This window comes from Marinobacterium litorale DSM 23545 (assembly GCF_000428985.1).
Taxonomy (GTDB): domain Bacteria; phylum Pseudomonadota; class Gammaproteobacteria; order Pseudomonadales; family Balneatricaceae; genus Marinobacterium_D; species Marinobacterium_D litorale.
Window position 1 is genome coordinate 1 of the sequence record NZ_AUAZ01000004.1, and the last position, 12998, is coordinate 12998.

General features: G+C 55.3%; 9 protein-coding genes. 2 read left to right on the forward strand and 7 right to left on the reverse strand.

From position 1 onward, the window contains the following. On the forward strand, positions 1-5899 hold a 5899-nt coding region (locus G403_RS25440), incomplete at its 5' end, for a hypothetical protein (protein WP_211232643.1). Between the two features lie 121 nt (positions 5900-6020). Beyond that, entirely contained in the window at positions 6021-6752 is a 732-nt protein-coding gene (locus tag G403_RS0104545) for a SapC family protein (RefSeq protein WP_084403932.1), read from the forward strand. 102 nt (positions 6753-6854) lie between these two features. On the opposite strand, the gene G403_RS0104550 is transcribed toward G403_RS0104545, so the two are convergent. From G403_RS0104550 to G403_RS0104580, 7 genes are read right to left on the reverse strand one after another with little or no spacing between them, the layout of a single operon-like run. Next, positions 6855-7439 carry a hypothetical protein gene (locus G403_RS0104550; protein WP_156899641.1) on the reverse strand — a complete coding sequence of 195 codons (585 nt, stop codon included), beginning with the start codon at positions 7437-7439 and terminating at the stop codon, positions 6855-6857. Between the two features lie 14 nt (positions 7440-7453). Then, the gene (locus tag G403_RS0104555) at positions 7454-8257 is read right to left on the reverse strand and encodes a SapC family protein (RefSeq protein WP_027852944.1); all 804 of its coding nucleotides are present in this window, start codon (positions 8255-8257) and stop codon (positions 7454-7456) included. A gap of 28 nt (positions 8258-8285) precedes the next feature. Then, the gene (rfbD, locus tag G403_RS0104560) at positions 8286-9182 is read right to left on the reverse strand and encodes a dTDP-4-dehydrorhamnose reductase (RefSeq protein ID WP_027852945.1); all 897 of its coding nucleotides are present in this window, start codon (positions 9180-9182) and stop codon (positions 8286-8288) included. A 1-nt stretch (position 9183) separates the two neighbouring features. Next, a complete protein-coding gene (rfbC, locus tag G403_RS0104565; protein ID WP_027852946.1) occupies positions 9184-9711 on the reverse strand; it encodes a dTDP-4-dehydrorhamnose 3,5-epimerase in 528 nt (175 codons plus the stop codon). Positions 9712-9714: 3 nt separating this feature from the next. Beyond that, positions 9715-10599 (reverse strand): glucose-1-phosphate thymidylyltransferase RfbA, encoded by an 885-nt coding sequence (rfbA, locus tag G403_RS0104570; protein ID WP_027852947.1) that lies wholly within the window; start codon positions 10597-10599, stop codon positions 9715-9717. Then, complete coding sequence (gene rfbB, locus G403_RS0104575) at positions 10596-11654, reverse strand: dTDP-glucose 4,6-dehydratase (protein ID WP_027852948.1); 1059 nt, start codon at positions 11652-11654, stop codon at positions 10596-10598. Before rfbB ends, rfbA begins: the two co-directional genes overlap by 4 nt. 57 nt (positions 11655-11711) lie before the next feature. Next, positions 11712-12956 (reverse strand): glycosyltransferase, encoded by a 1245-nt coding sequence (locus tag G403_RS0104580; protein ID WP_027852949.1) that lies wholly within the window; start codon positions 12954-12956, stop codon positions 11712-11714. Positions 12957-12998 lie beyond the last annotated feature (42 nt).

Below are 12998 nucleotides of genomic sequence, written 5' to 3' on the forward strand. Positions count from 1 at the left end.
TGCACAGGAGGACAGCACCCTCAGTGTCAGCCAGAACCTGTCCGATGAAGATGGCCTGGGCAGTTTCAGCTACCAGTGGTTACGCGATGGCAGCGTCATTTCCGGCGCCACCGCCACCCAGTACACCCTGACCCAGAACGATGTGGGCAGTCAGATCAGCGTCCGTATCAGTTATACCGATGGCGAAGGCACTGCGGAGAGCGTCACCAGCTCCGCCACCGACAGCGTGGCCAACGTTAACGACGCCCCCCAGGGATCGGTCACCATCAGTGGCACCGCCAGAGAGGGCCATACGCTCAGCGCCTCTAACACCCTTTCCGATGCCGATGGCTTGGGTAATCTGAATTACCAATGGCTCAGGGACGGCAGCGCGATTGCCGGCGCCAATCAGTCCAGCTATCTGATATCCGACGATGACGTGGGCACTGCCGTTAGTGTTCAAGTTCAATATTCCGACGGACAGGGCACCCTCGAGACCGTCGTCAGCTCCGAGTCTGACACCGTAGTCCCCGCCAATACTCCGCCTCAGGGCAGCGTACAGATCAGCGGCATTGCCACCGAGGATGAAGTACTCACGGCGACCAACACCCTCACCGACTTCGACGGCTTAGGTGCAATCCAATACCAGTGGTATCGGGACGACCAAGCGGTCTCCGGGGCCCAGGGGGACAGCTATACCCTGTCTCAGGCCGATGTGGGTGCATCGATAAAGGTCGCTGCGTTCTATACCGATGGATACGGTTATGAGGAAAGCGTATTCAGTCAGCCTTCAAGCGACATTACCAACGTCGATGATCCCTTGATCGGCAATGCCAGCCTCTCCGGCTTCGCTGTCGAAGGTGAGACACTTAGGGTAGTAACCAACTTTAAAGATGAAGATGGACTCGGAACCATAGAGTACCAATGGTTTCGCGACGGGCAGCTTATGGCGCAAGCCACCGGCGCGGAATACCTGCTCACCCAGGCGGATGCTGGATCGGTTTTCCAGGTCCAAGTCACACACACCGATAGCTTTGGTTCCGCCGAGAGCCGAACCACGCCTGCCTCCTTCGCTGTGGTCAACGTCAACGACCTTCCGCAAGGCGAGGTTGTTGTGTCCGGCAGTGCTGTTGAGGGGCAGCTTCTCCAGGCAACTCATGATCTGTCCGATCAAGATGGTATGGGCACTCTGACCATCCAGTGGACAAGAGACGGATCCGATATAGAGGGCGCTGTCGGCGGAGATTATCGGCTGACTCAAGCGGATGTGGGCCATAATATTGGTGCTCGTGTGTACTATACCGACAACTACGGAGCTGCCGAGTCTGTACACAGCGACACCGTACTGGTTGAAAACGTGAATGATCTGCCGACTGGTTCGGTCACTCTCCAGGGTACTCCTCTCCAGCACGAAACATTAACAGCCGCCACCGCGCTGGAGGACGAAGACGGCCTTGGTCCATTGAATTATCAATGGCTACGTAACGGCCTTGCTATCGAGGCCGCCACCGACGCCCAGTACGCATTAGTGCAGGATGACGTTGGCGCGTCAGTCAGCGTGTTGGTCAGTTACACCGACGCCCAAGGGACCTTTGAAGAAGTTGCCAGCGAAGCGCTAACCATCACCAACGTTAATGATTCGCCGTCGGGAGAGCTACTTCTCGAAGGTACGCCTCAGCAGGGCGAGACACTGATTGCAGACACCACTGCGCTTGCCGACCTGGACGGACTGGGGCCGCTGACTTACACCTGGCTGCGCGATGGTCAGGCCCTCTCGAACCACCATGAGTCCGATTACACACTGACTCAGGAGGATGTGGGCCATGAGATATCCTTGCAGGTGACCTATACCGACGACTTTGGCGCTCAGGAGAGCATCTCCAGCACCCCGGCGACGATTATTAACGTCAATGACGCGCCAACCGGATCTATCGAGATTCTGGGAGAGCCTCAGCAGGGCGAACTTCTCACTCTTTCCGAAGACCTGCAAGACGAAGATGGCCTTGGCCCCTTTGTATACACATGGCTGAGAAACGGAACCCCGATAGCCGATGCCAACGGTACCAGCTACCGATTAACCCAGGAGGACGTTGGAACCGATATCAGTGTCCGCATCGATTATCTTGATGATTATGTGGCGGCGGAAAGGGTCGTCAGTGACAGCTTACACATCGGTAACGTGAATGATCCGCCCGTCGGTACCCTAAGCATCGTCGGAACGCCGTCCGAAGGCGGACAACTTGGTGTCGCTGGCACCGTGGATGATGCGGACGGTATGGGCTCGCTCAGCTACCAATGGATGCGTAATGGCCAGGCCATCGCCGGAGCCACTGACTCAGCTTATCAGATCACCTTCGACGATCTTGAAACGAACATTCATCTAGTCGCTCGTTATACCGATGGCCAGGGTTCACAGGAAACCCTGGTAACCGAACCTGTCCATATCGATAATATCAACGATCAGCCCACCGGAAGCGTGCAGCTTCAGGGTAGTGGCCTTCAGGGCGAAACCCTGGTTGCGAACACATCAACACTAGCCGATGAAGACGGTTTGGGTAACCTGAACCTGCAGTGGCTACGCGATGGTGTGGCAGTTCCCGGGGCGAACGGACCCGAATACACGCTCACCCAAGCCGATGTAGCCACCGAAATCAGCGTTAGTGTCACTTACACGGATGGATTCGGTACCGCAGAGAGCCTCACCAGCGACTCGCTTACTGTAACCAACGTAAATGATCCTCCCCAAGGCTCAGTCACCCTCAGCGGCACCGCACAGGAGGACAGCACCCTCAGCGTCAGCCAGAACCTCTCCGATGAAGATGGCCTGGGCAGTTTCAGCTACCAGTGGCTGCGCGATGACAGTACCATCAGCGGCGCCACCGGCACCCAGTACACGCTGACACAGGACGATGTGGGTAGCCAGATCCGGGTACAGATCAGCTATACCGATGGCGAAGGCACCGCCGAGAGCGTGACCAGCTCCGCCACCGCCGGCGTCGCCAACGTTAACGACGCCCCCCAGGGCTCGGTCACCATCAGCGGCACCGCACAGGAGGACAGCACCCTCAGCGTCATTCAGAACCTCTCCGATGACGATGGTCTGGGCAGTTTCAGCTACCAGTGGTTACGCGATGGCAGCGCCATCACCGGCGCCACCGGCACCCAATACACCCTGACACAGGACGATGTGGGTTCTCAGGTCAGTGTTCGCATCAGCTATACCGATGCGCAGGGTACCGCCGAGAGTGTCACCAGCTCCGCCACCGGCAGTGTCGCTAATGTCAACGATGCCCCTCAGGGCTCGGTCACCATAAGCGGCACCGCACAGGAGGACAGCACCCTCAGCGTCAGCCAGAGCCTCTCCGATACGGATGGGCTGGGTAGTTTCAGCTACCAGTGGCTGCGCGATGGCAGTGCCATCAGCGGGGCCACCGGCACGCAGTACACGCTGACACAGGATGATGTGGACTCTCAGATCAGTGTTCGCCTCAGCTATACCGATGCTCAGGGCACCGCCGAAAGCATAACGAGCCTGGCATCCAGCAACGTGACCAACGTAAATGACGCTCCCGAAGGAACGGTATCGGTCGTCGGCACACCGCTACAGGGGAAAACACTGACAGCCGATATCAGCACAATCAGCGATAAAGACGGTTGGGGTATTCTGAGCTTGCAATGGCTGCGCAATGGCGACCCGATACCCGGTGCCACGTATAGCACCTTTACAACGACACAAACCGACGTTGGAAACGAAATCGAGCTTCGAGTGAGTTATACCGACGGGTATGGTACCCATGAACAATTGACTAGCCGGCCTGTCATTATCGATAACGTCAATGATCCACCCACCGGCGCGGCCCTGATTCAAGGCCTTGCCGAGCAGGGCAAAACGCTTTCGGCGGACACCAGTAGCCTTGAGGATATCGACGGATTAGGCACACTAAGCTACCAGTGGCTGCGCAACGGCACCCCCATTAACGGAGCCTCGGAAAGCACTTTCACGCCAGCACAATCCGATGTCAATGACGCGATTAGCGTCCAGGTGAGTTATACGGATGGAGAAGGCAGCCAAGAAGTTCTGGCCAGCGGCCCGGTCACCATCGCAAACGTAAACGACTTGCCCACCGGCGCTGTATCCATAGAAGGTCTGCCCCAGCAGGGCGCGACACTCACCCTGGACACATCAACGCTGGCAGATCTGGATGGTTTGGGCCCACTGAACTACCAGTGGTTGAGCAACGACAACGCGATCAATGGCGCAACAGAGAGCCAGTACACGCTTACGCAGGATGATGTCGGCGAACAGATCAGTATCCGCGTGGACTATACCGACGGATTCGGCACAGAAGAAAGCGTACAGAGCTCCTCTGTCACCATCGATAACATTAACGATACACCCACCGGCGGGATATCGATCACCGGAACCAGCCAGGCGGGCGAAACGCTGTCGGTGGACACATCAACCCTGGATGACGCCGACGGATTAGGATCACTCAGCTATCAATGGTTTCGTGGCAACACCCCGATCAGCGGTGCCAATGGCAACCAACTGATGTTGGCGGGTAATGATGTCGGCAAAAGTATCAGTGTCCGCGTCAGCTATACCGATGGCTACGGAACGCCGGAACAGCTCAACAGCGAGGCCACAAACCGGGTGGGCCTGCCCGCCTTCAACGGGGTCGTTATCGATGGTTATATTGCCAACGCGATGCTCTACATCGACACCAACGATAACGGCAAGGCGGACGCCGACGAAATAACCGATATCCTCACCGATAGCCAAGGCCGGTTTACGCTGGACGACAGTCGCTATGGCTCGATCATCGCCATCGGCGGTACCAACACAGATACCGGCCTGGCCAATAACCTGACGCTGAGCGCCCCGGCTGGAGCGGGGGTAATTACGCCGATCACCACCCTGATCGATAGCTACGCCCGCCAAAGCGGTGCCGGTACTGTGGATGCTCAGGAAGCGGTGGAAACCCTGCTCGGCTTCTCCACCGAGGCGGATCTGCTCAACTACGACCCCTTCCAGGTAGCCGATAGTGAGGCCACCCGCATCCAGAAAACGGCCGCCGCCCTGGCCGCGCTGGGCGATGCCGCCCATGCCGATGGCAGTGACTTCAGCACGGTGGTGGAGGTACTCACCCATCAGCTGGGTAGCGATACCTCTGTAGATCTGGCTGACAGTGCCACCCTCACGGAGCTGTTCCGGGGCGCACTGCCGCAGACGCTGATTGAGCAGGCGGCCGACACCAATGCCGCCCTTCTAACGGCAGAGGACCTGGATGCCATTGCGCACACTCAGCAGGCCACCGAGTGGATACCGCCGGGCTGGAGCGATACCGAAGCGCTGGTTTACCAGATGTATATCGCTTATTACCAGCGCCCGGCCGACCCCAACGGCTTGAAATACTGGACCGAGCAGATCGACCTCCATCAGAACTGGCAGGTGGTCTCCGGCGCCTTTGGTGCCCCGGAAAACGCCGAAAACCAGGCGTTGTATGGCGATAAGTCCCGCCCGGAGATCATCGCCGAGATCTACCGCTCCGCCTTTAACCGCGAAGGGGTCGATGCCGAGATCAACTACTGGAGCGACAGCGAGCACAGCCTCACCAACCTGGCCTTTGCCATCGTCAACGGGGCTCAGAATGATGATGCCGCCAACATGCAGAACAAGATGGCCTTCTCCGCCCGACTGGTGGAGCTGATCGACCCCACCGGCAGTGGTGACCCCACCCAATACACCCAGCCGTTTGATTTTGATGGCATAGGGATGTTGGCCGGCGTAACCGCCGAAAACACCATAAGCACGGCAGGGGTCAACAGTCTTTTGCAACAGGCACAAACTACAGAGGAAGAAGCAGTCGAACTTGTAGGCGTAGACACCAGCGACTTAAACGAAATTCAATTACTTTAAACGTAATTTGGGCGTAAATGGGATGATACTGGCTCAGGTCCCGCCTTTCGGATTGACCTTGACCGCACAGCCGGTAGAATCCTTTAAACGGCAAATGCAGACTGAGAGGGAATAACCGGAGATGATGTATAAAAAGTTGGTCGCGCTGCGCTCCGATCTGCACGGACGGATGCGCTACACTCCACCCACTACAACCAACTATGCAGCAACAGAGATCCAAACACCGCTGCTGGCCGAAGAGATCGGTCGTTCCGCTGATGTGTTCCCGATCGTATTCCAGTCGGAAACCAATCCGGTCCCGATCGCGATTCTTGGATTACAGGAGAACACCTCCTATTTTGTAGATCAGCAGGGTAATTGGAAAGCTCATTACACACCGATGAGTTTCAACAACTACCCGTTTAAGCTGGTGAAAAAGCCGGCAGAAGCGGGCGGCGCTGACGATCTAGACTATGTTGTCACCTTTGATGAAGAGAGCGGTCTGGTCCAGGAAGAGAATGGTAAACTGCTCTACAACAAGAGCGGTAAATCCGGGATGCGCCCATCCCCGCTGCTCAAAGAGATTATGGACCAGCTGGGCGACTACCAGAAAAAACTGGAGCAGACTGTTTCGATTTTTCAGCCGCTGGTAGAGCACAAGGTGCTGAAGGCACAGAAGATCAATCTCGGCAATAGTGAGCAACCGTTCACCATTGGCGGCACCGCCGGTATTGACTGGAAGGCCGTGACTCAGCTTGACGATGCTATACTTGCAGAGTGGGTGCGCTCAGGGCTTATGTACCTGATCACAATGCAGCGTAGTTCACTGCGTCACTTTACCCCTATGCTGGAAAATGTTCCGGCCGAGGCGTGATCCCAACCCAGCAATACGTGAACAACCCAGCAACACCTAAGTAGTCAACGGGAGGTATTGGAAACATGCCTCCCGTCTTTTTAAGCTGCCTGCTATAGGCTTTCAGTGCAGCGGGCGGGCCTGTCTCCCCGGCAGGTTTGCGGTCATCCAGTCCGGCCACTGATCCAACGGCCAACTCCCCCGGAGAAAGCAGTCCATCAGGATCCCCATCCAGCGCTCAAGATGTTCCTCGTTCAACGGCATACAGACCTCGGTGGAGGAATCCTGGCTTCTAAACACAAGCCGCATCCCGTCGCTACTCTGTTGCAGGTTAAGTGAGTACACCAACCAGGTTTCAGACTCCTGATTACCACGCACCGGCTCCACACTCTCCGTCTGATCACTCAACTGTCGTCTGCTGCTGGAATCGTTTTGTTGTGTTCGTTCTCTTTTAGCGCCAGCGGCAGCGGTTCGTGAACGCCCGGTTGAAGCCACACCTTCTGTACCCGCCGTCTCATCCTTGAGGCTCACCGTCTCAACCACCCGGGGCTCCAGCCATTTAATAATCACCGGAACCAGCTGCCGCAAAAGGCGCTGAGTGAGCCAAAGGACGCATACCGCTTCCGATTGATCATTGATCTGTCCACTCAAGCGAACACGGTCCTCTTGAGGTATATACTCGGTGGTGATTCGAGAAATCGTTCGCAAGGCCTTATCCATAATTAAAAATCAAACTTCAAGGTATCGTCAGCACCACCAAACAAGGCTTCGACATCATCCAGGGAAGCCGCCGGCTGGCTGATGGCCAGCTCGCTCAGTCTCTTGATCATACCCACACGAGGTATCGATAGAAGCTGCGAGTGGGCTAAAAGTAAAGCACCCGCTACCTGCATATCAGACAGCTGTTGCGGACTCAGAGCTGCCAGTTTTTTCTCATCAACACCAAAGAAACCCTTAACCAGGGCTCGGTCCGGATCAGGGCTTTCAAAGCCCCATCTCATCGGTTGCAACACCTCTGCCTGAGCCAGGAGGTCGACGGCCTTTTGGGTTTTTAGCTCATTCTGAAGCCTTTGGTTCAGAAAGGTCAGCAATCCCTGAACCTTTTCACTGGGCTGCCCCGTTTCAGGACCAAAGAAAGTAAGCTCCCCCTGATCGATATCCGGGGTCTCGCGCAACAACCCACTTTGGGTATCGAAACCGAGGACGAATTTGGTTTCACCTTCGTTCTCCCAGGGCTGGAGGATAAACGGATAGCCTCTATAGGCGCTGGGAATGTAAGGCATTCTCCACTTACCCGCGTCACTGACAACAAGGTTCTCCCCGGCATACAGGCCTTGAAGACAAACCAGCCGATAGCTCCCCTCCCCGGTTCGCGCGAAAGCCAACGCATAGTAGGGCATAAGCATGCTCAACTCGGCCATAACGACAGGGGCGCAAACGTCCTGTGCTGCATATGACAGACTGTCGAAGGGCTTCCAGCCCATTTCCCCATGTTTGTTCGGGTCCAGTGTTAAAAACCGGCTCATAAAGAACGACTCCTCATAACCTAAAATCTTAACCAGGGTGCGTAACTAAAGCATCAAGCACTGAGCACAGATCAACACGCCAGTCCGGTTGCTCGACCCCATAAACACTCAATATTCTGGAGCAATCCAGAGCCGAATGTCGCGGTCTCGTCGCCGCTGTCGGATACTCTTCGGTTCGTATGGGTACCAATTCAGGCGCAGATGCTATCAATGCCCTCTCCGACGCCTGCCGAATAATCTCTTTGGCAAACTCATACCAACTGACTTCAGGCTGCCCGCTGAAATGGAACACGCCCCACACCATCTTCTCCCCTGCGATGTACCCTGCCACCAACCGCCAGACAACACGCGTCAGGCTGTCGGCGGACGTAGGAGCACTTCTCTGATCATCGATGATTGTCAGCCTTTCCTTGTCTTGAGCCAGACGCAGTATTGTCTTTACAAAATTGGCACCTGCAACGCCGAATACCCAGCTTGTACGCAATATCAGAGCCTTCTCACAGGTGCTGAGTAGTACCGCTTCGCCCTCATGCTTACTCATACCATAAACCGATAAGGGGTTAGGCAGATCAAGCTCCGTGTAAGGCTCATCCTCAGTGCCATCGAAAACATAATCGGTCGAGAAATGGATCAGCGGAATATCGCGCGCCGCAGCCTCCAGTGCCAGAATTTCAACACCATCACGATTGACGTTAAACGCGCTCTGAACATCCTGCTCGGCAGGATCGACCGCCGTATAAGCGGCCGCATTAATAATCAACGTGGGCTGATGGCGATCCAATACCGAGCGGACTTGGTCAGGTGCCGTTATATCCAAGTCCCCAGACCCATGTCCAATCACGTCCAATCGGTCAGGAGCGCTTTGTATCAATGCACTGCCAAGCTGCCCGCCTGCACCGGTCACAAGAATGCACGGTTTCACCACTTTACAGCCCCCTCAGCAAAGGCAGATTTTTATCCTTTTCCGATAACACCGGCCCTACGAGCGGCCAGGGTATTGACAGGGTGGGATCATCCCAGCGCACACCCGCTTCATCCGCAGGATCATAATATCCGGTACATTTGTATTCAAAATCCGCTATTTCGCTTAAAACACAAAACCCATGGGCATAGCCTGGCGGTATCCAAAGCTGTTTAGCGTTGATATCGGATAACTCAACCGCGACAAACTCACCGAATGTCGGCGACGCCGGGTTCACGTCGGCGGCAACATCGAAAACGGCACCCCGGGCACAGCGCACCAGCTTACCCTGAGGAGCCCTGTTCTGAAAATGCAGCCCGCGCAGAACCCCCTTTCGGGAACGGCTATGGTTATCCTGGACAAATTCGTCGTCGATACCGAAGCGACGGTATCGCTCTGCCTGGAAGGATTCCAGGAAAAAGCCCCGCTCGTCACCGTGCACGCGTGGTTCAATAATCAAAACACCTGGCAGCTTGGTTTTGGTAACGATCATGACTCAACACCCGCCCAAGCCATCGTCAACCAGTAATGACTTCAAATATTGCCCGTAGCCGGTTTTACTCAGCGCCTCGGCCTGCACCTGCAGCTCTTTTTCCGATAACCACCCCTGGCGAAAAGCGATCTCTTCCAGACAGGCGACCTTCAGCCCTTGTCTCGACTCAATCGTCTGAACAAACTGGCTCGCTTCCATCAACGACTCATGTGTCCCCGTATCGAGCCAGGCAAAGCCTCGCCCCAGAAGACTGACATTAAGATCACCCCGCTCCAGATAGGCATTATTGACATCGGTTATCTCCAGCTCACCCCGCGCAGAGGGTTTGACGGAACGGGCGATCTCTATCACGTCGTTGTCGTAGAAATAGAGGCCGGTGACGGCATAACTGGATTTCGGCTGCAGCGGCTTCTCCTCTATGGATAAGGCTTTACCGGTTTTATCAAAGTCAACCACACCGAAACGCTCGGGATCATGTACGTGATAACCAAAAACGGTCGCTCCCCGGTTACGGGCCGCCGCCTCTTGCAGCATGGCGCTAAAGCCATAGCCATAAAAAATATTGTCGCCCAAGATCAGGCAGACGGAGCTATCACCGATAAACTGCTCGCCAATCAAAAATGCCTGGGCAAGTCCATCGGGGCTGGGTTGTTCGGCGTAACTGAGCTCAATACCAAAATCACTGCCATCACCCAGCAACTGCTTGAAGTTGGGCAGGTCGTTGGGGGTAGAGATCACCAATATCTCGCGGATCCCAGCCAGCATCAGTACCGACAGGGGATAATAGATCATCGGTTTATCGAAGATGGGGAGCAGCTGCTTCGAGATACCCCGTGTGATCGGATATAAACGGGTACCTGATCCACCAGCGAGAATAATACCTTTCATTTCAGTTTTCCTTTGCGCTCCAGACGATATTCACCGGATATGACGCGGCGCCACCACCAGGGGTTATCCAGGTACCAGTCTAGGGTTTTAGCGAGTCCCGACTCAAAGGTTTCTTGTGGCTGCCACCCCAGTTCACCCGTTATTTTACCGGCGTCAACCGCATACCGGCGATCGTGCCCGGGCCGGTCCTGAACAAATGTGATCAGATCCCGATATAGCCTGCCACCCGCCAACGGCTGACGCGCATCCAGCAGCTCACAAAGCGTTTCTACCACTTCAAGATTGGTTTTTTCGTTGAGGCCACCGATGTTATAGGTTTCCCCAACCTTTCCTTCTTCCAAGACTTTGATCAGACCACGCACATGATCGTCTACATAGAGCCAATCGCGAATCTGCTGCCCGTCGCCATAAACCGGCAGATCTTTTTCAGCCATGGCGGACAACAAAATATGGGGAATCAACTTTTCGGGAAACTGGTAGGGGCCGTAATTGTTGGAGCAATTAGTGACCAGAACAGGTAATCCGAACGTGCGATACCAGGCCCTGACCAGGTGATCGGATCCCGCTTTACTGGCTGAATAGGGTGAACTTGGCCGATAGGGCGACTCCTCGGTGAACAGAGCCTTTGTGCCATCAAGATCCCCGTAGACTTCATCGGTGGATACATGATGGAAGCGAAAACGCGATTGTGCCTGGCCGGGTAGCTCAGACCAATACAACCGGGCAGCTTCAAGAAGCGAACACGTACCCACCAGATTAGTCGTAATGAAATCCGCAGGCCCTTCTATAGAGCGGTCTACATGACTTTCCGCTGCAAGGTGAATAACCGCCGTCGGACGATAGGTCCCAAACAATGCCGTTAGCGCCGCCGTATCGCAAATATCCATACGCTCGAACCAGTAACGGTTATTGTCCTGCACCGACCGCAACGAATCCGGGTTACCGGCATAGGTCAGTTTATCAATGTTACAGACCTCGTGGTCCGTATGATCAATCAGATACCTGACCAGGGCCGAGCCGATAAAACCGCTGCCCCCTGTAATTAACAGTCGCATCTATTCCTCTCGGATACTCTTCATCTCGGATACTCTGGATAGTTTCCGTACCGGCTTCTATTGTGCCAATGAACCGACCCATTCAAGCTGAGCGGGTAAACAACGGGTGTTCAGATCATAGGTGTCACACGCAAAGGCACGGGCCTGATTGCCCAACCGGGTCCTTTCCGAGTCGTCATCCAGTAAATCAACAACTTGCTCAACAAGCGCCGCGCCGTCAAAAAAGTTCACCAGGCGTCCGGTTTCGTTGGGGTGAATCGCTTCCTTCAGGGGCTGGGTATCGCTGGCCACAATCGCACAGCCTGCGCTCATCGCCTCCAGCAAACTCCAGCTCAGCACAAAGGGATAAGTGAGGTAGACATGTACCCGGCTGAGCTGTAACAGATTAATGAAGTGGTTGTACGCTAGGTTGCCGACAAAATGGACACGCGACCAATCCGAATCCGGGATTTGGGGACGCACCTCATTCACGAACTTTTCTTTCCAGCTTTTTGCATCCTTGGGCGCTGCACCGTAGCTGACGCCCTCCCCTCCAACAATCACCACCCGTGCCTTGGGTCTTTTTTTCAACAATTCCGGCAAGGCACGCATGAAAATATGAAAGCCCCGGTAGGGTTCCAGGTTACGGTTAACGAAAGTAACCACCTCACTACTGCGGTCAAGCACAAAGGTGGCGCCGGTACTGGTTTGCATCTTCAGCGCGGCACCCTCATTGGGCACCAACACATTGGTATCGATACCATCATGTATCACGCTGATCTGGGAACGAAAGGGCTCGGGGAAGGTACTGGCCTGCCAATGGGTGGGAGAGATTCCACCATCAGCGGTTTCAAAGTGAAGCAGGCTGTTCAGGTTTTTCAAGCGCAGGCGACAACCGTCATCTTCAAAATCGCGGGCAAACTCGGGGTCAAAGCCCACATCGGCACCCTCCTGGCGGTAGAAAAACTCACAATAAACGCCAAGCCGCGCCTGAGGCCAAACCTCCTTCAAAAAAAGGCTCTCGCCCCAGCCCGGGTGGGCAATGATGATATCCGGTACAAAGCCCTGCGCCTTCAGCGCCTTCGCCGCCCGGTAACAGGCCTCTGCACGCACCACTTTGGTTTCAAAATCAACCAGCCAGGGGTGCACACCGGGCGTGCTGCCCCGCTGAGCGGAGAAAGGAACGATAGTGACACCGTTCCACTGTGACGGTGGGCTTTTCTTCATGGACATCGCAACAACCTGATGCCCCTGAGAAACCAGGGCCGGGGCCAGGTGTTTAAACTGACCCGGAAAGTTCTGATGGATAAACAGTATTTTCATCGCTTATTCCAAATGCGACTGGGCAAAGGTTTTGGACTTACC